A 23,909-nucleotide genomic window follows, 5' to 3' on the forward strand; every position below is an offset into this window, starting at 1 on the left:
ATACGACTATGACAAATGATGAAAACACTTACATCGGAATGTCCCTGCCGGAAGGAATACGGTACATCACCGTTTTTGAAAAAGGGGATTTTGAAAACTGCGGAAGAATACTCAGGACATTCTATCGTACGGAAGACAGGGTGAGAAAATTGCTCGCTTTGGGAAACCTGCTCCATCTGGGAGGCAGTCTCTCATCAAATGAAAACAAGACAAGCTGTTGGCCTTTGAATAATGGGAATCCCATTCACGAAGCAAAGGAAATATCAGGCAAGGAAAAGTTCTTCCTGCTCGGTGACTGGACTTACCTGTATGAAAATGGCAGATGGTTTCTGGGCTATGAAGGAAAAATCTATGAAATCAGCAATCCTGAATTTTCTGTCTTTGTTCCCGACAAGGACCATACACCTTCCCCTCTGGACAAAGGACTTTCCTTTGCCGTAATCGGCGAAACGGGAAAACTGGAATTCACTCCGGAAATTGTCAACGGATGGGATACCTGGAAAAGACTTCCCAAAAGAGTCAGTGAAAAAGGAAAAACGGTATATATATTCCGCAAAACACAACTTATAAAAGTCATCAAACCTAAAAAACTGGAATCATGAAAGAAATCAATATGACAAAGGCTATATCATATATGCCGGACAAATTCATCACAATGGAAATGGTTGAACTGGCCGCGACCGAACACCGTCCGGAACTGGTCAACTATCTGCCGGAGAAATATATTACTTCTGAAATACTTGACAGTATATTCAAAACAGATGATTACGGATGGCGTTCCTGGCAGCTTTCGAAGATACCTGAAGAAAAACGTAACCGCCAGATTTGTCTAAGGGCAATAAAGGCCGAAAAGAGTAATTTTCCTGACATACCGGAAAAATACAGGAACAGTGACATACTTGAATCGCTGTTCGCACACAGGAATTTCATGCACTACCTGCATCTGATACCTTCATCCTCATGGAACAACGGAACAGTCCGTGATGCAATATACTCCCTTTACCGTGACGTACAGCAAAACGGAGGTTACCGGTACTGTTCAGAGAGGTATGAACAGCAGTTCTTATATGAAACAAGCGTCATGCTTTCTTTCGTTCCTCGACAAGCCAAGGATTTCAGACTTTGGAAAGAACTGATCCATGACGGACGTATCGCAACCATGACTATCGACAAAATGATGCCTAAATGTTTCAAACAGGCAGCATACTACAAGGAATGGGCCATACGCTGTATCAAGGAAGTGGATATACGCTGGCTTGACTATGACACCGTATGGAAGGCCATCTGTCACAAGACAGGCAACCTGCATGGCATTTTCGATTCATACGGACATTACGAGTGGTTCTCCAAACATGCGGATGATGCCATGGCTGACAAAGCAATGAAGCTGGAACCTAACCTGTTTAACAAACTTCCCAGACGGTTCCGGACACCGGAAAGACTTATTCATACACTTGAAGTAAAAAGAGAAATCAACAGTTACAACTTCATTCTTGAACCGAACCTGATGACGAAAGAGGTTTGTATGGCACTGGCCAGAAGGGATTCGTTCTACCCTGATATTCCATCGGAACGCTGGACCAGGGAACTTGTGGAATATTTCACCGAATACGGCCATAGTCTGCGCTGGCTCCCTCAACTGCCGAAGAAACTACAGACCAGAAAACTTGCCGAGAAGGTTCTGAAGGAGAAGCCTCAATACTTCCATTATCTGCGGATGGAATTCATCACACCTGAAATGTCCAGGTTGTTATGTCAAAAAGACCAGGATAATATCCGGTATTTCAAGGAACGGGTCATGGAATTCCAAAAATATACAGGGCTTCCAGCCGAATTCTATGGATGTGAAACGGATTTCGAGCATATCAGGGACCGTGATGACAGCCGCCGATACTGCCGTATAGGACTCGCTTACATCGCCTTACAAAAATGTAAACGCGGATGGCATGAAAGTGAATATTATCTTATCATGACACGCCATCCCAACCGATATATGCCTGCCAAGACAGTGTTCAGAAAACAGATTACTACATTCCACCGGACATGGCTGGAAAAGACAATATGTGACAACGACCCGCAATTCCGGATTCCGAAGATTCAAAAGGATTTGAAAGATGTACAAGCCATGCGGTATTATGAGGTGGAACATATCCGTACTATACTGGGTTGCGAAATATTCCGCAACTCTTTCATGGGGCAGACAGTGGAATACTGTATCCGCAAGGACGGGCTGACCTACCATGACAGGAACATGGAAAGGCTCGCCTCCGGCCTGCAATACAAGATCCGTCAATTGAAGGAGCAGGCTGTACTCCCCAAAGGAACAGATGACTCTATGGAAATCAATGCAGAAACGGTACACCGCAATATGGGGTATTGTCTGATTGGAATAGAAGCCTTTGCGGAAGACTACGGACTGGACATAGCCCGGACCTATACCCTGAAAGAGCTGAAGGACGTTATCCATGAACAGGGATACAAGCCTTCACTGGAGAAATACAAAAAAGAAGTCCAACATCTAAATCTTATCTGAATATGAATATTTTCCAAAAAAGAATTGAAAACCTGTGCGATGAAATCGTCGGCAGGATACTTGCACTGATGCAGGCAAACTCGGTTTCCGAAGTAATACTTAAAGACAATGACAATCCGGTTTACGTAATCTGGTTTGACAAGACCGGTGATCCGTGCGAATGCTCCGTACACAAGGTAACTGCCGTCGGAGAAGGAATCACACTTGAAGTCCGTGATAAAATAACCGGAGAAAATTACAAGGTCACAAGCCGCCATGAGGCGGCTTTGGCCAATCCGGTATGGCTTAACGAGATACTGGAAGCCATAAATGACATTTTCCTAGAAAAGAATACAGAAGCGGAATAAAAAGTAAATGTAAAAATAATTTAATTACAAAAAATCCGACAATCATATTATTTTCATTCTTAATCACAAAAGATGATGTAGGTTAGTCTAATTGTTAAATAAGTTGGAAGATATAATTATTATACCTATTGAGTTTGTATTCAATAAAAGGGTTCTATTATAAATTTACTTATATATACAGCTCATAATTTATAAACGAGTTTTGAATTGCATTTTAAGCTTCTTAAGCATGGCATTGCATAAAACATATATTTCTTTACTTAAGTTTCTGATTTTATATTTCTCTGATAATCAAGCAGTTAAGAAGATAAGGGATTAAGTCGATGCATTGTGGGCTGTTTGCTTCACTATTGGCTTTTAACTCCTAAGCCCACCTTGGTGGGGTCCTCCCCTTCGGGGGGGGGAGTTGGAGGGGCTTCCTTTTAACTCCTTTAACCCCTGTAAGTTTGGCTTCGCCGATTTTTCAATTCGGTATAACCGAAAGTTCAGTTTCTTTATTAAAACACAAAATTATTAGTAATCTTGAATAATGTTTTCACAGAAATGGTTATTTTTACTATCAAATCACATAAAAAATACAATTAATATGAATAACATGATTCAATTAAAGTCTATACATATACCTCTAACATATCAAAAGTTATATAATAAGAAAAATCCTAATTTGGATAAACTCAAGTCCTCTTTGGCGAAATTTGACAAACAAATATTATTAAAATGTGCATTAACATTGTTGCATAATGCAGACTCTTGGTCAAATATTAATGACTTTATAACGCACTTTTTCTCAACAGAAAATGAGGCTTTTGCATATAGAGTCCTTTATAGACACGATGAAATAATTTCTGAATTATATGCAAATTCTAACGAGGTTATGCCAGAAGTAAAAGTATTGACAAAACATTCTTGTTTAGAACTATTACGTATAATTTTTTCTGTTAATTATACTGGAGAAAACATAAGTGATAATGCATCATTACAATTGATTATTTTCGATTGTTTATTGACTATTAATGATATGACAACCCCTACTCCCGATTGTCCTGAAGATATAGATGAAAAATTGAAATTGGCATACGTCGCTTTGTTGAACATCTCATCATATAATGATTTTACGAATATAGATACGACAACCAATTTTATTTTGCAATGTCATAAATCAAGGCTATTATTTAATTTTTTAGATAGCCAAGATAATCTAAAAAAAATGAAGGATATGTACTTGAAAGAAATGGGATGTAGATATTGGGAAGAGTATATATTTGTTCTATCTAAATTATTTATTTTGAATTATCAAGACGAATCACCAACAACACGCATTGTTTTAGATGAAAATCATCCTTCCTTTCAACACGACAAAGTAATATTAGACAAATTTGCTTTAATGAGCAATGAAATTATACCATTTGAAGAAAATGTTGATTTCATATCTTTTAGAAATCAGCCACTAATCCGGTTAGAAAAAAATACATATTGGGTTATTGATGAAAATTTTCTCGCCAATCGTCTTTACAGAAGTCTCTTTTTTGGAATAAAAAAACAAAATGATTCCATCCAGGAAAAATATAAGATAGCTAACTTCTTCCAATTTTTTACAACTAATTTTTCAGAAGAGACCCTTTTTTACGATGTTATGAAACACATAATAGGAAGAAAATCATATATACATCATTCAGGTGCAGAAATGAGATGTATGGAGATTTCAGGCGAGCCAGACTATTATATTCGAAATGGTAATGATATATTTTTATTTGAATTTAAAGATCCATTGTTCCGTAAAGAAGATAAGGTTGAATGTAACTATGAAAATGTAAAATCATCCATTGAGGAAAAATTAGTACACAAAAAGAAAGGAAAACCATCTGCGATAGAACAATTATGCAACAATATCGAATTAATATTAAACGATGAATTTCAAATTGATTTAGGAATTCATTCAAAGAAAGTGAAAATTTATCCAATATTGGTTGTTGGAGATACAACTTTTACAAATGTAGGAACTAGTTTTATCCTTAATGATTATTTTCAGAATGAAATTTCTAATAGAAATATAGAAAATAAGAACATTCGACCATTAATATTAGTAAGTATAGACAGTTTAATATTGTATCAATTTGAATTTGAAAATAAGAACTTGAAACTACGAAATGTTTTAGATAGTTATCTGAAATTTCAGAATATGGAACATCCTTACGGCAAGAACGACATAATTCGAAATGTAATGCATTGCTACTTTTCATTAGATCAATATCTGCAAGACAAAATTCTTAGAAAATCTAATACATATCATCTTGAACCATTAATTAAGTCTTTTAGAGAAAAAGGATTAACATAAATTGGACAGGGACACGATGACTTTATATACATGACACTGTCCAAAATTTTGTGTAAATGGAAACAGGATTCAGTTATAAGCTTCTACTTATATCTGGATTCTGTTTTCAAATATAGTGATAAACTGGTTCATATTCCACGTATCGTCATTCTATGGCATAAATAGTAACCTGTATTCCTCTTTTCTTCTCCTTTCTATTGACGGAATTTTCTTTCCCTTATAGTGACAATATCGTATGAAATCCGCATAAATGTTCCGGTTACCGGCTTCCAGTTTCCTTATCAACGTGCTTTTGGGCATCCTGCCATAACCGAGCAATTTATATGGTCCCACCTGGTATGCCAGACATGCAACCAAAAGCGAATCCTTTCCCAGATGACGGAACAATGCACACATTTCCTTCAAGTCTTTTCTCAGAATACTGTCTCCCTCACTTTCTGTCAGTCTGGCGGGAAACTTTTCCCCTTTTCTGATACAGTGACCGTATGCAACATACGGATGATGTTCCGGACCATGCCATCCTTCATATTTCTTGATACACCTGACAGCCGTTTCCCAACGTGAGTCTTCCACATTCCCCTGTGCACGCAAAGAAGTTACCGTCATGGCCAGTACCACCAATGGCAGTACTGACCTTAGAAGTCTTACGGTTATTATAAGGCACCTCCTTCCTGAACTGACAATGAATCTTCCACAGTACCTGTTTCTTCATCACCTGCATCGTTGAAGTCAAATTCCATTTCCGTCATGTTTCCCCAGTTGTCCTCGACAACGACAATGAAGTTCTGTGCCTCGTCACATAGTGAAGTATAATACAACCTGAACTTCCGGTTCTCCAGCAGATAACGGTCATTCGGCTTGAATTCAAGACCGTTGTCCAGTTTCAGGGAACCTTCCCCGTCATACTGGAAATAACGGATTGTATAGACCGTACCGTCAAAATCGCCCTCACTTTTGAGTTCACACCGTATTTCCGCCGTCTCATTCTTATTCAATTCCTTGGGAACCGGCATTGTTTCCACGGTAAACGGATAACTCTGCTGGATTTCCAGCTCGGATTCGCACGAGGTCAGTACAAGACTGACCAGACCTATGCATAACATGGCAATCTTGCCTGCCAGCCCAAATCCTTTTCTCATATTCTTTTCTGTCTTCATTTGTTTTCCTTTGTTTTTGTCAGATATTCATTCAAGTCCTTAAATCCATCATACAGACCGGAACAGTCCGTAACCTTATTCCCGAAATGTATGTTCAAAGTCTCCAGTGCGGTAATCCCGGCTCGGTCACGGTCAAGAAAGCACCGGATTTTACCGTAACCCTCCAGAACGGCATACGACCGTTCCAGATTGGATACAGAGTTCAGCACCAGGCAGTCCTCATCCTTCACAGTCCGCAATACCAATGCCGAAAGGAAATCTACAAATCCTTCAAACACGCAGCACATATCCTGTTTTTTTCCGGACAGGGACACACAGGAAATGTCTTTGGGAGAGATGCATCCCTTGAACATCGGGTTACGGAGTTCATAACCGCCGCTCCGGTTCATGAAGCCTATGGCAAAATATCGTTTGCCCCGTATTCCATATGCCACTTCCTTGCAGAACCTCCCGGCTATGGCCGGATCAATGCCTCTCTCTTTCAGGTAGCTTTTCAATGCCTCATGACTCAGTTCCGTCACTTTCACGTCCTCGAATCCGGAAACGCGGGGTATCTTCTTACGTTCCTGTAAAGGCCGGAGGGGAAGGATGCCGGATTTCCCTGAAAGGAACTCTAGCTGTTCCATGAAACCGGTGCTTCCGGTCAGTTCTCCGGCAAGATGGAAGATGTCACCTCCCTTTCCGAGGCCAAAATCAAACCAGACATTCCGCTGCGTATCCACCTTGAAGGATGCGGTTCTCTCATTTCTGAAAGGGGATCTGAACCAGACATCATTTCCTTTACGGGATACAGGCATATGCCCCAGATCTTCAAGAAAACCGACAAGAGAAATCCGTCTAACCTGTTCCAGTTCCATAACCCGCTAATTTATCATAAAACGAATGCCGATTCCATATTGGGTATGGCAATGTCCGAGACTTCCGTCCCACAGGAAACGCTCACGCAAGGAAGCCGTCAATGCCACACGATCGGCAAGGTACAGTTCCATCTCCAGCGTCAGGGCACAGCCGTACACAAAGGCATCGCCGTTTTTCAGGGTGGCCCCGTCATAGAGTTTTTTATCGGACCAGTTTACCGTCTCATATCCGGCCAGTGCCGATCCTCCAAGATTGAGGAAGAACACTTTTCCCGCATCGGAAAGGAAATTCAGGTAATATCCGCCTTCTGCCGTAAACTGCGCCGAAGGGATGGTCACATGACGGTAACCGTGTTTCCTATGCAGGTATTCCGCTCCATATACCCATTTGTTCCCGCCTTTGGCATAGTTTGAAAGAATCATTCCCATATAGTATCCGTTATCGGAAGCCATACCTCCACGCATTTCCACGCCCTGCATCCTTGGCAGAATCCGCTGGGCGTCTGCCTGCCCTACGGAAAGGACAAGCATCAATGCCAGCATATACAATACTTTCGTTCTCATCGCACCTTCAGTTCATTGATGGTTTCCGCACGCACCAGGTCTTCGTTGACCACCTCAAAACTCTGGTGACGGCCGCCCTGTTTCTCATACATCTCCACAACCAGTTTCTTGTCGTCCGGTATCGTAAACTTGGGAAGGGCGAATACCGTACATTCCGAATCCCTGCCGTTTACACGTGTCACATAATTATAGGCACGCAGCGGATAAATCACCTGCTCCTGCATGGCCGTACGCTTCATCACCTTTTTGTCCACCACCTTGAACGTAATGAAATCCACGTCAAAGGGCACATTCGAGGAGTTCTTTACCTGGGTATGGAAATAAAGCAGGTCATTATGGGTGTACAGCCCTTTGAGCAGATACTGGATACCGAAACGCTTGCAGCCGATATGACGGATACGGCGTTTGTCATTCTCATACACGGATTTCATGATAAGACGTACCAGACGGGGTGACTCGTTATCCAGCTCGGTCAGATAGATTTCCATGGCATTGTTGGGACGGTTCACCGATTCTCCGTCATGGATGAAATCACACATCTCCACATTCAGCAGTAACGGCTCATCGGCATACTTCACGTTGAAGGTATAGAAGTTCCCGTCTTCGGTTATTACAGACATATTGGTCTCCTCCCTGAAATTGCGTGTCGTGGCCTTTACTCGGATTACATTCTCGGCACCGTCGGCCTTGCCGGCTATCAGGTTTGTAGAACCAAGATCCACATACTTGACCGGAGCAGGGAAAATGACATGGACAGTCTTGTCATACGTTATTTCCAGTCCGTGCGGCGGAATCATCTGGCTGAAACCGATCTTGCGGGTCAGCCCCTCATAATAATCACCGCTACTCTGCTGCGCCCAGGCAGCCGATACGCCCAGTAAAAGGGCAAACATCATCAGAATCTTCTTCATGTGCTTTTGTTTAATGGTTGTCTTTTCTTTCATAGTTTCCTGTATTTCATTTCTCCGGTGAATGGAGCAGTACCCGGTGTCCGGCCTTCAAAGTAATCTTTACCGTACGCATCCGTTTGGATATGTACTGGGAAACGCCCTGTATTACACCTTTTCCCAGATCGGAGGCAATCTGCGCCCCGGCATCGGTGGAAATGTTGATGCTGCTGTTCATCGAGGTTCCCATGTTGGCGGCAATCTCCCTGGCAGCGTCATATTCCAGTGAACCCGGCACCAGGATTCCCTGCTGTCCGTCCAGATCATAGACTTCCAGCTCCACAGGCAGGATAGTTCCCTTGTATTCCACGGCATTGACCATGATTTCCAGCCGTTCACCCTGTATGCGTGTGCCACCTACCAGTACGGTCCCTTTCGGTATGAAACGTCCGGCAACAGACATGGGCTCGGTAAGCCGCAGGCGCAAGACCTGTCCGTCGGATACGGTCTGCGTACCGTGTACACAGGCAGCAATGGTATTGCCTTCCGTTACTGTCTTCCGGCCGACAGCCGTATTGAAACCGGCATTGCGTTCTCCCGAAAAGGCGGATATGAACTCTTCGTCGCTCATAGGTCTGGAAAGCGAGGATACCACCTCATTGTGAACCTGTTTCACCGGTATGGCTTTTTTGTCCTCCGCTTTTCTGACGGGAGAAGGAGTCTCCACTGCCTGACGGTTATTGTATTTGGCGGCCAGTTCGTAGGATTTTTCCATCAGGGCCATCTTTTCCTCCATGCCTGACAGTGGTTCCTGTTTCTGCTGCTGTTGCTGCATACGCTCCAGTTCCTCAATCCTTTCCAGAAGCCTTTCCTTTTCCGGATCGGTCCGCGGTTCATAGATGCTTCCCAGCGTACGGTTCATCTCACGGTAGGCTCCGGCCGAGGAACTAACCGGTCCGGCATTTCCTTTTTCTGTTTCCGTTTCCGTGTTTGTTTGCCTCTCCGGTGGAATGTTATCGGGAAGACGGACACTGTCTTTCCGTTCCTCTTTGGCAAACATGGACTCCGCAGCTTCAAAGAATGTCTTCCTTTTCCTGCTTTCCTGTTCCATCAGAGCCTTTTCATAGGCATCCTTCTTGTTCCCTTCCAGGCGCCTGTCCTCGGGAGAAGGGATTTCCGTATTGAATCCCTGTCCTTTATCCTGCCGCTCCCGTTCCTGCCCGGAAGGTGAGAATATCAGATAGAAACTTCCCAGACACAGCAGGAACATCAGAGGATACACAACAAATCCGGCGCGTTTGCGTTTCTGTTCCTCACTCAGCGGCTTCCTGTCCTTTGAGGACCGGAGCCTGAACGGTTTCATCAGCCGTTCCATTACTTTCTTGACTTTTTCTTTCTCCATTTCTTACAATAGATTGAATGAACTCCATACGGAGTGAATCCTTTTCCATAAATTCCATTCCGGACTCCTGGTTCTTACTGCCTATAAACGGTCTGCATGCCGTATAGACACATGCGGCGGCAAACGGGACAAACAGTATCCAGAGAACGGCCTTGCGCTGTTTAACGGTAAGTCTGTGGCAGAACCTCCTGAGTTGAAGGTCCGCCTGTCTCGTCAGGTTCCTTTTCATCGCTCTACGCTCCTTATGTCCTTGTTTTCCAGTATGGTCAGATGTTCGATGATAAAGCCGTTGGGGTTGTCATCGGAACGGGACGTATTCTGAAGCTGGCAGTCAGTCACCAGCGAACGTTCCGTCACATTACTCTCACGGATAATCATCTGGCGGGCATACGTCCTGGCCCTGTAGGGGTATCCGGAAAAGTCGCAGACCACGCTGTCCACCCGTACCACCTGATTGATATTACCGGAAATGAGACGGTTATAATATCCTTTCTCAGCAAAATCCACATAGTAATGATAGGCGCTTTTGTCCGCCAGCTGCAAGGCACGGTTGATATTGTGCTCAATGGCATCCTTCTGTGGCGACAGCCCGAAAAAGAGCTCATGGAACCTTCTTACATGCTCCCTGGCTTCAGCCGGACGGTTCTGTGAAAGATCCTGCGAAAGGGCAAGCATCAGTGACTTGCCGCCATCGAGTACATAAATTTTCTCACGCTGTTTCTCCGCAAAGCGGTATGAGTTCCACAGGGCAAAGACGGTCACAAGCGTGCAGCATCCGACAAAGACCGCAAGCATCAGGCGTATCCGTCTGAAACTGCTTTCAATATTGGTCAGTGATTTGAATTCCATCTGTTTTCATGATTTTTATGTTCCTGTTCTGTTTATTTTCCACGCAGACGCCCTCCGATATTTCCCAGTCCGGAACCTGCGGCACCGGCTGCAAATCCTCCGGCCTTGGTCGCGGTACGGTTGATGTTGCGGTTGTAGTTTCCGGCACCGCCTGCCTGCACAATCCATCCGGCCACGGTCGGCACGGTAAAATATCCGATGATACCTATCAGCATGAAGATCACATATACCGAATTGGAGTTGTCCAGCGAATAGTTCGGATTGTTCTGGAGCTCCAGGATGTCGTTCTGCAGCATAAGTACCTGAATCTTGGCCAGCATACAGCTGAAAAGGTCACTCACGGGAAGCCACAGATAGACGGAAATGTAACGTGTGAACCACTGGCTGAGCGTGGACTGGAAACCGTCCCACACGCTGAAGGCAAAGGCAATGGGACCGAGGATGGACAATACCACCAGAAAAAAGGTCCTTACCGTATCTATCAGCAGGGATGCCGCGGAAAAAAGCAGTTCCAGCAGACTGCGGAAGGCATCACGGATATTCTTTTCCAGATTGTACATGCCCACTTCCATATACATGCCCATGCGGGTTGCCATGGCATCGGGCGACCATCCAAGCTCGTCCAGCTGACGGTCAAACTCCTCGTCGCTGACCAGATAGGCCGTTTCCGGATTACGGAGCATGGCTTCATGTTCCAGCCTGTCCTTCTGCTCACGGTACTGCTGCATGTCCATCGTCTGCCCCTCAAGCATCCTGTGGGTTCCCTGCACAATCGGACTCAGCACCGTATTCATCGTTCCGAGTACCAGGGTCGGGAAAAGCATGATGCAGATGCCTATCGCAAACGGACGCAGAAGCGGATACACGTCTATCGGTTCGGCACGGGCAAGCGACTGCCAGACACGGACGGCCACATAGAACAGGGCACCGAGTCCGGCAAGTCCCTTGGCCACATCCAGCATATCCTCACAAAGTGGCATCATTTCATTGTAAAGGCTCTCCAAAATGGTATGGAGATTCGAGAAATCCACGGATAACAATACCATAGGCTACCAGTATTTGGAGGTGTCATTGCCATAGAGCTTCAGGACACGGTCAAGGTCATTCTTCTTGCGGGCACGCAGAAAACTCACGGCTATATTCCTGTTCGTATAGTAATTCACGAGATTGCGGTAACGGCGCATACTGGCATAACAGTCATCCACCACGTCCATACGGTCCTTGTCGGTCATGGAAAGGGTGCTGACGTTGATTACCTGCTTGAGGTCCTGCAACACCCCGTTGCTCTCTTCCAGAAGTTTGGTATAACCGAAAGCGATGGCATCCAGCTCTTCGGGAGAAAAGTTCTCGTCACCCAGCATCTTTTGGAAATTGGTCACGTAGATTTCCGACACGTCACCGACCATCAGGATAATCTCACTGACCTTACGGGCATCCTTCACCAGATTGTTGACGGACTTCAGGGCATCATAGTATTTCTTGTACTGCTGGTATATCTTCACCGTCTCCGCAAAATTCTGGGCGGTACTTGTCGCAGTTGAAGAGGTATGCACGATATTGTCCGACATGTTGATGATACTCTGGGCAAGGTTTCCCGGATCGGTCACCACCCACTGTGCCCGTATCTGTCCGGCAAGAAAAAAGGTTCCTGCACAAAGCAGCAGCAGTCTTTTTCTCATGGACGTACCTCCTTCCTTACATAGTCACCGTTCGGAGAAAAGGTCAATACGTCAGCCGCCTCATTGTAGGCGATGTCTATGCGGTAGCCGGTATTAATGAACAGGTTACCGTTTTCTTCCACCAGCAGATAGGTTTCCGGCTTCAGCTTCCGTGTCTTTCCGCTACGGGCGAAGACCGTCACCTTGTAGGCGTCCTCTTCCTTATATATAAGAACATCGGGCTTGCCTTCCACACTGCTCCATGAACCGCACAGGCGGTCACAGTCCTTGAACCTGCTCTCACTGCAGCTCTGCAGCAGCAGTGATGCCGCCCCGATCAGGCAGGCGGCCAGTCTGTACAACTGTCTGTTTTTCATGTCTTGTTTTTTTAATGATGTTGTTCTTGTTTTACTGAATCTCTCAAAGTCCCATCTTGCGTCTCTTTGGCTTCGGACTGACCGGGATGCTGACTCTTCCGGCCAGCCTGTCTTTGCAGACAGGCTTCCGGCATTCCTTGCGGATAGCATTGTCGTCCTTTTTGTTTGGGGGCTTCAGACCAACCATGGTTTCAAACCTGGCATAAAGTTCCTTATAGGCCTTTTCTGCCTGTTGCCGTCTGATTTCATCCGGGGAATTCCGGTCAATGCCGTATTTCATGAGAAAACCGGAATTAATGAAAGGGCTGTCAATATTCTTCGGGTTGGCTATGAAACCTCCCAGCTTTTCCAGTTCCCCGTACAGTTTGTCGAGATACTGTACGGGAGGAGGGGAACAAAGCCGCTCGAAAACCTTCTCCACAGTATGTGTCAGTCTTACATCGACCTCTACGGCATCAGGTATCTCGCCTCTGAGCCTTCTTTCCCTGTAATCTTCCGGTTCCATACTTTCAAGCCGGTGATACAGCTCATAGTCTTCTGAGAATCCGTAATGTTCACGGATATCCTTCGGTATGTCCCATCCGTTCATCAGGGACCAGTAGAGACATTCGATTGTCTCCTTACGCTTTCTTTCATCCGATTCAAAACTGTCATTCATAACCGTTATGCTTTACCGTTTGACCTTTTCCTTTCCCTTCTCATTTCCGCAATGCGTTTCACGGCCAGTTCCAGATTTCCGCCCAGTTCCTTGGCCAGCTTCTGCAATTCCAGCTTTTCCGACTCTTCCGTGGTATATACGGCATATTCCTCATCGCTGACTTCCGTGGCATACACGGCCGAGTGGGTACCGCCAAGACCGATCCAGACCTCACGGTAGAAACGTCCGGGATGGTTGGCCTGGTTAATGGACAGGATCTGTCCGCGTTCCTTGTCGGTCAGTCCGAGAAGCCGCTGGATATGGTCGAACTTGTTCATGTATTTCCGCTGGTCAAGGAGAATCTTGCAGTCACTGTTGTTGATGATAGCTTCCTTTACGACAGGGGAACTGATGATGTCATCCACTTCCTGGGTGACCACCACAGCCTCCCCGAAATATTTTCTGACGGTCTTAAAGAGATACTTTATGTACTCACTCATATTGGCGGACATCAGGGCTTTCCAGCATTCCTCAATGAGTATCATCTTGCGGATGCCTTTCAAACGGCGCATCTTGGCGATGAAGGTTTCCATGATTATCAGCGTGACCACGGGCAGAAGCACCTTGTTTCCGCTGATATTGTCCAGCTCAAATACGATAAAGCGCTTGTTGGTAAGATCCAGTTCCTTGTCCGAATTAAGCAGGAAATCATAATCACCGCCACGGTAGAACGGTTCCAGCACGTTCAGGAAACCGTCGATGTCAAAATCCTTCTCACGGACTTTCTTCTCCTCAATCATCCGGCGGTAGTCATCACGCACAAACTCGTAGAATCCGTTGAAATCGGGTCTGACATCCCTGTTTTCCGTTATCCTGCGGATGTATGCGTTCACCGCTCCAGAAAGGGCCACTTCTTCCGAACGCCTTGGGGCTTCATCCTCACGTTTCCAGAGTGTGAGTATCAGTGTCTTGATGCTTTCACGCTTTTCCACGTCAAATTCCCCAGAATCCGTATAGAACGGATTGAAGGCGATGGGATTGTCCTCCTCATAGGTGATATAGATACCGTCCTCGCCATGTGTCCGGTCATGAATCAGGCTGCAAAGTCCCTGATAGCTGTTTCCGGTATCCACCAGCAGGATATGGGTACCCTGTTCATAATACTGGCGGACAAGGTGGTTCGTAAAGAAGGATTTACCGCTGCCGGAGGGACCGAGTATGAACTTGTTGCGGTTGGTGATGATCCCTTTGCGCATGGGCAGGTCACTGATGTCCAGATGAAGCGGTACGCCGCTCTGCCTGTCCGTCATACGGATACCGAACGGGCTGGGCGAACTGCGGTAATTCGTTTCCGAAGCAAACAGGCAGACAGCCTGTTCCAGAAAGGTATAGAAACTTTCCTCAGCCGGAAAATCGCCCGCATTGCCGGGAATACCAGACCAGTACAGCACCGGGGTATCTATCGTGTTGTAATGGGGTACGCATCCCATCAGGGCAAGCTGGCTGCCGGTATCGTTCTTGATACGCCTGAGCTCTTCCTCGTCTTCCGCCCAGGCCAGTACGTTACAGTGGCACCGTACCGGAACAAGCCCTTTCGTATGCGCCTCGTCAAGATACATTTCTGCCCATTCATAGTTCACGGCATTGCTGCGGCTGTATTTCGACAGGGACAGCATGTTGCGTGAAGTCTTTTCCATGCGTTGCAGGATTTCCTGAGCGTCATCGATAAACACGTACTGCGAATAGACATGGTTGCATGAGAGCAAAAGTCCTACCGGAGCCGCAAACGAAAGACGGCAGTCGCTACGGTCCGTGGACAAGCGCTCATAGCGCATGTCCGTGCCCACACTGCCGGGAAGGTCTTCCGTATCGGAAAGCACATGCAGGCAAAGACGTTTGTCACCGATGCGCATACGTTCCGGATCAAGGCAGATGTCCTGTAATACGGGGTGTGTGTCCTCCATACCGAGAGTCAGGTATCTTTCAATCAGCCCGGGACATTCTTCCGTTCCGACCACCTCTTCAGTTCTAAGACGCTTCATCCTGACATGCCCCGAATCGTTCATGATACGCTCGAACTGCTCCACAGCCTCCAGAAATTTCACGACCGAATCCCAGTCCGTGACTTCCTTGGGAAGGATATAGCCACGGCACAGGGTACTGAAATCACTGCGGCGGCTGGCACGTTCGCGTGTAGTCTTTGTCAGATACAGGAAGCAGCGGTGCCTGAGATACGGGCGTTCGTTGAAATGGCGCTCATAGCTGCGGGACAGGAAACTTTCCGTCCCGTCTCCTTCGCTCCGGTAATTTTCCTTGACGAACCAGTCCTGCTTGTACACGACAGAATAATTGGGAAGCACCTTCATGGCCTTCACCCAGGTACCGTGAATGGCTTCATATTCCGCCGCCGTCACCGTGTACAGTTCAGGCAGCTCGACCTCGAAGGCTACCGTAATGTCCGCATCCTTGCTTACGATGCAGTTGTTTTCCACGGCCAGAATCGGGAATCTGTCTTCCAGATCACAGGCCTTCAATACACTTCTCATTTCTTTCTCTTCTTTTTGGTTAATGCTCTGAATATTCTGCGACGGGCTGACAAATAGCGCGGATGGCGTTTTTCGGCCAGCATCTTCATCAGCCCGTGCTCACCGTAGCGGGCATTCATGCGGAAGGTCAGCCATACGGCCAGGGTACCGGATACCGCCCCGAAAGACAGGCATACCAGCTGGCTGACACCGGCCATATACAGGACAACCACCGCAAGAAAGACCGACACAAGGCCTCCGGCAAAAAAGAACAGGTACTGTGATTTCAAGCCCTTGAACTCAATCGGACGGCCTGCTCCTTTGTTGATACGGTAATCCATGGCTTACAGGAAGAAGGAACGGAGAATGGTGGCGGCCACAATCAGGAAGATACAGGCGAAGAACCAGCTTGCCGCAGTCTTGGACGTATCCGGGTCACCGCTGCTGAACTTGCCATACGTCTTGATACCGCCGACCAGACCGAGTACGGCTCCGATGGCATAACACAATTTGGTGGCCGGATCGAAATACGAAGTCATAAGGCTGGTAGCCTCATTGATGCCGGCAAGACCCTGTCCCTGTGCGAAGGCACCTGCCGCTGCCAGCACACACAATACTGAAAATAGGATTCTTCTCTTCATTGTCGAATCATTTTGGGGTTTGACATAAATGTTGAATTCGACTGCAAATATATAAGGCTTAAACCGCTGTGAAACAACACCGTCATCAGGTGTCACCAGATGTCATCAGATGTCATTCAGGAAGCCTTACAGACATAAAAAAAGCATCCCGAAAAGATTTCCGGGATGCCTGAATATATCGGTGTCAGATATATTTCCGCCAGTTGTCAGACGGTTCATTCCCATCCTTTACTTTAAGCGGTTTGGGATTGCCGTCCTCATCAAGATACCTGTCTATCAGTTCCTCTACAATCGCAGAATTCTCCATATTGGAAAGGAACACGTCAATCAGGCTGGTCTGCCTGATGGAGAACAGGACACGAGCTGCCTGCATGGCCTTCTCATGGTCGGCTTCATCCTGATGTGTCAGATATTCGCCGAGTACTTCCATGTCCCTGCTGGACAGAACAGGTGATACGGATTCCACTTCTGGAGACTCCGCATCAAGGTCTTCCTGGACTTCCTGCAGAAGTTTCATCTTATCCAGCTGAAGGTTGCATTCCACATCTTCCTGCTGCACGTCCTCCTCTTCACCGATAAAATTCCTTTCAAGTGGCTGGCTCATGAAGGGAGCGGCAGTCTTTCCGGCATTCTCGTCCAGATAGACATAACGGGTACTTCCCATCACTTCTGCATCTGAAACCGCAGATTCCATTCCAGCAGCTTCTTCCCTCTCCTTTTGTGAAACAGGTTTCGCATAAAGCAAAGTACAAATAATTTCAATATGTTTTCTCCAGCCATACACGCTGTACAACAAATAACTTATACAGACAATTCGTACACAGAGGTATATTAGTTCTTCCATATCAGAATGGTTCTTGGGTTTTACGGCGAAACAGCTCGCCGAGCTCTTTACTGTAAGTCTCAAGATGGTGTGCCAGCACATTATCTAAAAAAGCGGGCACACTCATGTCATCACTCAGAAGGGGAAGGATACGAGCCAGCCTGCAATACATGTCATAGCTGATATAGGTCTGCTTTCTGTGTACGGACTTCTTTCTGTCCAGAAACAGTTCCTTATACATTTCCACCTTCTCTTCCAGTCCGGGGTCAGCGCGAATCGTCTTGCGGGACTTTTCCTGTCCCTGTGTCTTTACTTCCGGCACATTTTTTTCCTTTTCTGTGACAGGAAGAACATTCTCGCCGACATTTGCTCCAGATTTACCACAGGAAATGGATTCACTGGCCATCATGTCCTTCAAGGCATCCTCATCCACCTTGAATATCTCTCTTTTCTTTGCCATAGTTCTTATCCCGGAAATATGATACGTTCCATCTCCTGGGCAAAAGCCTCAAGACGGCTGTCTTTCAGTAGTGATTCGGAAGGAGGAAGAAGGGTGCAGCGGAAATGCTGTCTGGAAGAAGGTGTCATTTCCTTGTTGAAGCGTTCAAGATCCGGAAGTACGGTTTCAAAGACCTTCAACCCCATACGGAGCACTATTGCATTATACATTACATACAGTTCTTTTGAAGTACGGCTGTCCATACGGTTCCAGAATAAACGTATGTCCTTCAGGGGAGCTTCCGGATGCTGTCCGATAAAATCCTGAACGGTCGATACAAAGGAAAGGCTGCTCTGCATGACCATACGGTCCTTTACAATGGGAGTAAAGATAAAATCCATGTTCATGACGGACTCGAATACACCACGGGAATTCACCGTTCCGGGAAGATCGAAAAATATCAGGTCATAGTCGCCTTCCAGTTTGCCGGGAATCTCTGCGGCTGCCTCCGGCGTGGAAGTGACGATCGGATAGGCCTTACGGGAACCGTCTTTAAACTGACGGCAGAAAAGTCGCTGGTGATACTCGCTTTTCTCAAGGTTCTTCAAATCCCTTCCCCTTAGTTTTTCCAGACTGAACTGTGGATAGTCACAGTCAACGACAGCAACTTTCAGACCTTTTACATAATTAAAATAACTGGCAAGAACCGCTGTTACCGTGGACTTGCCCACACCGCCTTTCTGATTGCTGAAGGCGACAAGAATCGGACGTTTGTTCATACCTTTTGTTTTTGGGGTTAATATTCATTTTTTCTTTCACTAATCTTACAATGGCATTACGCTATTGTAATACTATGTTGCCATGTTATTATGTCCTTATATTATTGCAATACTATGTTGTTATGTTATTATGTCATTATGTTATTGCAATACTATGTTGCCATGTTATTATGTCCTTATATTATTGCAATACTATGTTGTTACGTTATTATGTCATTATGTTATTGCAATATTGCACGCTTAAATCGCGTCAAAAATAAGGTCTTTCAAGCATACAGGTAATATGTAGCCTGCACCATAACATCAGATGTCATCAGACGTCTTTATATGTCATACAATCCACTATTTCACAACTGTTTACACGGTCATAATTTTGCAAAGTCAGAACTAAAAAATGGCTTGGAACATCTTCCGACGGACAGCAGCACGCCGCTCACGTCGCGCAGCAATCCGCCGGAGGTGGATTCTCTGTTCAAACGAACAGAGCAAGTTGTGTTTTTGTACGACAGAAATTATTCTGCCATACAAAAACCAACTTGCCCTCCCTAACGGTCGGGGGATTTTCCTCCAAAGTCGGAAAATCTGACGGAGAAAGCAAAACAACCCAAAAGCAAAAAAGCATGGAGAAAAAACAGGCTAAAAGGACAGGCAGAAAGCCGAAAACTGATCCGGCGGACTACAAGTACAGCTTCCGTCTGAACGCGCAGGAAAAAAGCAAATTTGAGAAACTGTTTCTGGAATCCGGAGCAAGGGACAGGACAATCTTTATCAAGAAATCAATCTTTTCAGAACAACTGAAGGTAATCAAGGTGGATAAGGTTTCCATGGACTATTACATCCGGCTCGGGGAATTTTACAGACAGTTCCAGGCAATAGGCAACAATTACAATCAGGTCGTAAGGGCCGTACAGAAAAATTTCGGGGACAAAAGGGCGATGTCCTTGCTTTACAAACTTGAAAAGGCTACCCTGGAACTGATATTGCTCAACAAGCAGATTATGGCATTAACCAAAGAATATGAAAAGGAATGGTTGCAAAGATAAGTCATGGGGCAAGCCTTTACGGAGCGCTGGTCTATAATCATGAAAAGGTATTTCAGGGGACAGCGGAAATCCTGTCCGGACACCGGATGATTTCCGACCGCCCGGGACTGCCGAGCGAGGACATGCGTCTGGCTCTCCTTTCATTTGAAAACCATCTGACGGTAAACAGGAGGACAGACAAGCCGGTCCTGCATATCGCCCTCAGTCCGGCACCGGAAGACAGGCTGGACAATGACAGGCTGGCGGAACTGGCAGAAAAATACATGCAGAAAATGGGTTATGGTGACCAGCCGTTCATCGTGTACAGACATGGCGATACCTGCAACACGCACGTACATATCGTGAGTGTATGCATTGACGATGAAGGAAGGAAAATCAATGACTCCTATGAGCACCGCCGTTCCATGGCCGCCTGCCGGGAACTGGAACATGAATTCGGACTGCGTAACAGTGCAGATGCGGAAAGACGGAATCCGAAAGCGGAACTGAAAAAGGTGAATGCCTCACAGGGGGATATACGCCATCAGATAGGAAACACACTGAAGGCCGTACTGGAAAGCTACCGTTTCCAGACTTTCGGAGAGTATTACGCACTGCTTTCCACACTGAACATTGAAGCTCGACAGGTTCGGGGCGATTACATGGGAACACCCTATACGGGCATCATCTATTCGGCTACAGATGATAGTGGGAAAGTTGTCAGCCCTCCGATAAAAAGTGCAAGGTTCGGCAAGCGTTTCGGAAATACGGGACTGTCCGAACGTATGTTACGGCATACACAGGACTTCAAGGAAGGCAGATGGGCTCCTGCCATATCCGGCAAGGTCGTATGGGCCATGCGTAACGCAAAATCGGAACAGGAATTCAGGGAACTGCTGAAACAGGAGCACATTGATGTGGTATTCCGAAGGAACGATACCGGACGTACCTACGGTGTCACATTCATAGACCATGAACGGCGCGAGGTGTTCAACGGTTCACGTATGGGAAAGGAGTTTTCCGCCAACGTATTCAACGGCCTTGTCAACTGGTGGGAAGGAATACCCTGGCAGGACAGACAACAGTCAGGTCCGGAGGAACTTTGGAAACGGTACGGTCACCGTATGGAAGAAAACAATGCGCTTGAACAGGCGGCAGGCATCTTCTCCTTTGAGGCAAATCTGGCAGTCGATTACGAGGAAGAAGCGTTCCGTCGCCGCATGAAACGGAAAAAGAAACCGCAGAAGCGCAAATCACGCGGTATCTGATCAATCAAAATGAGTCAACAACAGGGGGAATAACGGATTCCCCCACAATCATCTACATCATTATGCAACAGGAAGACGATTTGAGAGCCCTTGCCAAGATTATGGAATTCGGCAGGGCAGTCAGTATTTTTATTCTGGTAGTCCACGTTTATGTGTACTGCTATCCCAGTATGAGTGCCTGGCATCTGAATCTGGATGTCATAGACCGGATACTGATGAACTTTGACAAGACAACCGGTATATTCGGCTGTATCCTTTGGACAAAACTGATGGCAGTTCTTCTGCTGGCCATATCCTGTATGGGTACTATCGGAGTCAAGGGTGAGAAAATAACCTGGCAGCGTATATGGGCGGTACTTACTGCCGGGGCGGTTCTGTTTTTCATGAACTGGTGGCTGCTTGACCTGCCTTTTCCACACGAAGCGATTACTGCCCTGTATGTGGTTACACTTGCAGCCGGTTATCTATGCCTGCTCATGGCGGGACTGTGGATCAGCAGGCTTTACAGGCATAACCTGATGGAGGATGTGTTCAATATGGAAAACGAATCCTTCATGCAGGAGACAAGGCTGATGGAGAATGAATATTCGGTCAATCTGCCTACCAGATTCCAGTATGGCGGCAAACTCAACGACGGATGGATCAACGTGGTCAATCCTTTCCGTGCGACCATCGTATTGGGGACACCGGGTTCCGGTAAATCATACGCAGTGGTAAACAACTACATTAAACAGATGATTTCCAAAGGTTTCAGTGTCTATATCTATGATTATAAATTTGATGACCTTTCCACCATTGCCTACAATACCTTATTGCACAATATGGACAAATACAAGGTAAAGCCACATTTCTACGTCATCAACTTCGATGATCCGCACCGTTCACACCGCTGCAATCCCATCAACCCGGAGTTCATGACGGACATCTCTGACGCATACGAAGCAAGCTATACCATCATGTTAAATTTGAATAAGACCTGGATTGAAAAACAGGGTGACTTCTTTGTAGAGTCTCCGATTATCCTACTGGCAGCTATAATCTGGTATTTGAAAATATACAAAAACGGTATCTATTGCAGCTTCCCTCATGCCGTGGAACTGTTGAACAAACCTTACTCTGATTTGTTTACCATACTGACTTCCTATCCGGAACTGGAGAACTACCTTTCTCCTTTCATGGATGCATGGAAAGGTGGGGCACAGGATCAGCTCCAGGGCCAGATAGCTTCTGCGAAAATTCCGCTTACCAGAATGATTTCTCCACAGCTGTACTGGGTCATGACAGGCAATGATTTTTCTCTGGACATCAATAATCCGAAAGAGCCTAAAATCCTTTGTGTAGGTAATAATCCGGACCGACAGAACATCTATTCCGCTGCGCTCGGACTGTATAATTCCAGAATCGTCAAACTGATAAACAAGAAAGGACAGCTTAAAAGCACGGTCATTATAGACGAGCTTCCAACCATCTATTTCCGAGGGCTGGACAACCTGATAGCAACGGCACGTTCCAACAAGGTGGCGGTCTGTCTGGGATTTCAGGATTTCAGCCAGCTTAACCGTGACTATGGCGAAAAGGAGAGCAAGGTGATTCAAAATACGGTCGGCAACATATTCAGTGGTCAGGTAGTCGGCGAAACGGCCAAGACACTTTCCGAACGCTTCGGTAAGATTTTACAAAAACGTCAGTCCATATCCATCAACCGTCAGGATGTTTCTACATCGATTAATACCCAGCTGGATTACCTGATTCCTGCATCCAAGATTTCCAACCTATCACAGGGTACGTTTGTCGGTTCCGTGTCGGACAATTTCGGTGAGAAAATCGACCAGAAGATTTTCCATGCGGAAATTATCGTGGACCATGCCAAAGTAAGTGCGGAAGAAAAGGCTTATAAAAAAATCCCGGTTATCAACACGTTCAAGGACAGTGAAGGGAATGACATCATGCTCCAGCAGATACAGCGAAATTATGACCAGATAAAGGCGGATGCCCAGGCTATCATCAACGATGAAATGGAACGTATAAAGAACGACCCGGAACTATGTGAACGGCTGGGAATAGAAAGTGCAGAAGAGGAGAAAAGAAAAGCTGAATAGATACAGAATGACAAATAAATCCTGAATCAGTTTGATTTTCAGGGAACATTCCTTATCTTTGAACTTGAAATAGAACATAACGGCGGATTACGGGATGTTTTCCGTCGATTATATACATAAGTCGCAAGACGTCTCGAACAGGAATCTGACAAATTCATAAACACAGAGGCTATTGCGTGAGGCTTATGCTATACCTTATAGCGTGAGCCCATGCGAGTTTCTGTGTTGGGCTTTGTCAGAGCCTCTGTTCGAAATAAGCATGGGTTTCATGCTTTTATTTTTAATAGCAGAGGTATGGCAAAAGTACAGATTATTATGCCCGTCACATTGGACGGTTTCCTGCCGGACAAAAATGAGATACTGATGGAATGGCTCAGAACAGACCGGAACGGCTTCCATTATTGGGAAGAGCGGGCTACATTCAACATGTATCCGCATTACGGTATGCTTGACTTGATGGATGCAAAAGAGAGACGAGACAATAACTGTACCTTCTTTATGAAAGTACAGGACGAAAAAAGTGCCGAATATGCTGGTGGAGTATTTCTCTTCCGACTCGCAGATGAACTGGTCATTTACTTGCTTCCAATATCATACAAAAGCGGGAAAAACATAACCGGAAAGATTCAATTCGGACAATGGACTTTGCGTGAGTCCAAAACATTCCGAAACAATATATGCAGACTGGTATACCGCCTTAAAGAATAAAG

Annotated in this window: 25 protein-coding genes; 8 read left to right on the top strand and 17 right to left on the bottom strand. The window is 45.9% G+C overall.

The annotated features are described in order from the left end of the window. Positions 1-8: 8 nt before the first annotated feature. The 4 genes from BUB52_RS06520 to BUB52_RS06535 all read left to right on the top strand — a co-directional run bounded on the left by BUB52_RS06520 (position 9) and on the right by BUB52_RS06535 (position 5,215). The gene (locus BUB52_RS06520) at positions 9-602 is read left to right on the top strand and encodes a hypothetical protein (protein WP_009121398.1); all 594 of its coding nucleotides are present in this window, start codon (positions 9-11) and stop codon (positions 600-602) included. Then, on the top strand, positions 599-2,533 hold the full coding sequence (locus BUB52_RS06525; RefSeq protein WP_009121397.1) for a hypothetical protein: 1,935 nt from the start codon (positions 599-601) through the stop codon (positions 2,531-2,533). The genes BUB52_RS06520 and BUB52_RS06525 overlap by 4 nt, the downstream gene beginning before the upstream one ends. Positions 2,534-2,535: 2 nt before the next feature. Beyond that, positions 2,536-2,880: a hypothetical protein gene (locus BUB52_RS06530; protein WP_009121396.1), complete on the top strand. Its 345-nt coding sequence runs from the start codon at positions 2,536-2,538 to the stop codon at positions 2,878-2,880. Positions 2,881-3,466: 586 nt separating this feature from the next. Continuing rightward, entirely contained in the window at positions 3,467-5,215 is a 1,749-nt protein-coding gene (locus tag BUB52_RS06535; RefSeq protein WP_039950488.1) for a hypothetical protein, read from the top strand. A 150-nt stretch (positions 5,216-5,365) separates the two neighbouring features. Here BUB52_RS06535 and BUB52_RS06540 read toward each other — a convergent pair whose 3' ends face one another. The 17 genes from BUB52_RS06540 to BUB52_RS06625 all read right to left on the bottom strand — a co-directional run bounded on the left by BUB52_RS06540 (position 5,366) and on the right by BUB52_RS06625 (position 18,810). Then, positions 5,366-5,821: a glycoside hydrolase family protein gene (locus BUB52_RS06540; RefSeq protein WP_009121394.1), complete on the bottom strand. Its 456-nt coding sequence runs from the start codon at positions 5,819-5,821 to the stop codon at positions 5,366-5,368. A 47-nt stretch (positions 5,822-5,868) separates the two neighbouring features. Further along, positions 5,869-6,372 carry a DUF3872 domain-containing protein gene (locus BUB52_RS06545; RefSeq protein ID WP_009121393.1) on the bottom strand — a complete coding sequence of 168 codons (504 nt, stop codon included), beginning with the start codon at positions 6,370-6,372 and terminating at the stop codon, positions 5,869-5,871. Beyond that, positions 6,369-7,229 carry a toprim domain-containing protein gene (locus BUB52_RS06550; RefSeq protein WP_009121392.1) on the bottom strand — a complete coding sequence of 287 codons (861 nt, stop codon included), beginning with the start codon at positions 7,227-7,229 and terminating at the stop codon, positions 6,369-6,371. The genes BUB52_RS06545 and BUB52_RS06550 overlap by 4 nt, the downstream gene beginning before the upstream one ends. A 6-nt stretch (positions 7,230-7,235) precedes the next feature. After that, positions 7,236-7,793 (bottom strand): conjugal transfer protein TraO, encoded by a 558-nt coding sequence (locus BUB52_RS06555; RefSeq protein ID WP_009121391.1) that lies wholly within the window; start codon positions 7,791-7,793, stop codon positions 7,236-7,238. Continuing rightward, the gene (gene traN, locus BUB52_RS06560; protein ID WP_005776862.1) at positions 7,790-8,704 is read right to left on the bottom strand and encodes a conjugative transposon protein TraN; all 915 of its coding nucleotides are present in this window, start codon (positions 8,702-8,704) and stop codon (positions 7,790-7,792) included. Before traN ends, BUB52_RS06555 begins: the two co-directional genes overlap by 4 nt. Before the next feature lie 46 nt (positions 8,705-8,750). Beyond that, on the bottom strand, positions 8,751-10,082 hold the full coding sequence (gene traM, locus BUB52_RS06565) for a conjugative transposon protein TraM (protein ID WP_073212625.1): 1,332 nt from the start codon (positions 10,080-10,082) through the stop codon (positions 8,751-8,753). A 225-nt stretch (positions 10,083-10,307) separates the two neighbouring features. Further along, positions 10,308-10,931: a conjugative transposon protein TraK gene (traK, locus tag BUB52_RS06575; RefSeq protein WP_004326315.1), complete on the bottom strand. Its 624-nt coding sequence runs from the start codon at positions 10,929-10,931 to the stop codon at positions 10,308-10,310. A gap of 32 nt (positions 10,932-10,963) precedes the next feature. Next, on the bottom strand, positions 10,964-11,977 hold the full coding sequence (gene traJ / locus BUB52_RS06580) for a conjugative transposon protein TraJ (protein ID WP_009121389.1): 1,014 nt from the start codon (positions 11,975-11,977) through the stop codon (positions 10,964-10,966). Between the two features lie 3 nt (positions 11,978-11,980). After that, positions 11,981-12,610: a DUF4141 domain-containing protein gene (locus BUB52_RS06585; protein ID WP_009121388.1), complete on the bottom strand. Its 630-nt coding sequence runs from the start codon at positions 12,608-12,610 to the stop codon at positions 11,981-11,983. Then, positions 12,607-12,966, bottom strand: a complete 360-nt coding sequence (locus tag BUB52_RS06590; protein ID WP_009121387.1) for a DUF3876 domain-containing protein — start codon at positions 12,964-12,966, stop codon at positions 12,607-12,609. The genes BUB52_RS06585 and BUB52_RS06590 overlap by 4 nt, the downstream gene beginning before the upstream one ends. A 43-nt stretch (positions 12,967-13,009) precedes the next feature. Continuing rightward, positions 13,010-13,624, bottom strand: a complete 615-nt coding sequence (locus BUB52_RS06595; RefSeq protein WP_009121386.1) for a hypothetical protein — start codon at positions 13,622-13,624, stop codon at positions 13,010-13,012. A gap of 5 nt (positions 13,625-13,629) precedes the next feature. Then, entirely contained in the window at positions 13,630-16,149 is a 2,520-nt protein-coding gene (locus tag BUB52_RS06600; protein WP_009121385.1) for a TraG family conjugative transposon ATPase, read from the bottom strand. After that, on the bottom strand, positions 16,146-16,469 hold the full coding sequence (locus BUB52_RS06605) for a DUF4133 domain-containing protein (RefSeq protein WP_005776857.1): 324 nt from the start codon (positions 16,467-16,469) through the stop codon (positions 16,146-16,148). The genes BUB52_RS06600 and BUB52_RS06605 overlap by 4 nt, the downstream gene beginning before the upstream one ends. 3 nt (positions 16,470-16,472) lie before the next feature. Continuing rightward, the gene (locus tag BUB52_RS06610; RefSeq protein ID WP_007843736.1) at positions 16,473-16,769 is read right to left on the bottom strand and encodes a DUF4134 domain-containing protein; all 297 of its coding nucleotides are present in this window, start codon (positions 16,767-16,769) and stop codon (positions 16,473-16,475) included. Positions 16,770-16,953: 184 nt separating this feature from the next. Then, positions 16,954-17,613, bottom strand: coding sequence for a DUF4122 family protein (locus BUB52_RS06615; protein ID WP_009121383.1), 660 nt, complete (start codon positions 17,611-17,613; stop codon positions 16,954-16,956). 1 nt (position 17,614) lies between these two features. After that, positions 17,615-18,052, bottom strand: a complete 438-nt coding sequence (locus tag BUB52_RS06620) for a DUF3408 domain-containing protein (protein ID WP_009121382.1) — start codon at positions 18,050-18,052, stop codon at positions 17,615-17,617. Positions 18,053-18,057: 5 nt separating this feature from the next. Next, the gene (locus tag BUB52_RS06625; protein WP_009121381.1) at positions 18,058-18,810 is read right to left on the bottom strand and encodes a ParA family protein; all 753 of its coding nucleotides are present in this window, start codon (positions 18,808-18,810) and stop codon (positions 18,058-18,060) included. A 620-nt stretch (positions 18,811-19,430) separates the two neighbouring features. On the opposite strand from BUB52_RS06625, the gene mobA reads away from it, so the two are divergent. The 4 genes from mobA to BUB52_RS06650 all read left to right on the top strand — a co-directional run bounded on the left by mobA (position 19,431) and on the right by BUB52_RS06650 (position 23,907). After that, a complete protein-coding gene (mobA, locus tag BUB52_RS06635; protein WP_032588422.1) occupies positions 19,431-19,853 on the top strand; it encodes a conjugal transfer protein MobA in 423 nt (140 codons plus the stop codon). Continuing rightward, positions 19,838-21,100, top strand: a complete 1,263-nt coding sequence (gene mobB / locus BUB52_RS06640) for a conjugal transfer protein MobB (RefSeq protein ID WP_009121379.1) — start codon at positions 19,838-19,840, stop codon at positions 21,098-21,100. The genes mobA and mobB overlap by 16 nt, the downstream gene beginning before the upstream one ends. A gap of 62 nt (positions 21,101-21,162) precedes the next feature. Further along, entirely contained in the window at positions 21,163-23,199 is a 2,037-nt protein-coding gene (gene mobC, locus BUB52_RS06645) for a conjugal transfer protein MobC (RefSeq protein ID WP_009121378.1), read from the top strand. A gap of 294 nt (positions 23,200-23,493) precedes the next feature. Further along, positions 23,494-23,907, top strand: coding sequence for a hypothetical protein (locus BUB52_RS06650; RefSeq protein WP_039950483.1), 414 nt, complete (start codon positions 23,494-23,496; stop codon positions 23,905-23,907). Positions 23,908-23,909: the final 2 nt, after the last annotated feature.

Source organism: Bacteroides clarus YIT 12056, from assembly GCF_900129655.1.
GTDB classification, from domain to species: Bacteria; Bacteroidota; Bacteroidia; order Bacteroidales; family Bacteroidaceae; genus Bacteroides; species Bacteroides clarus.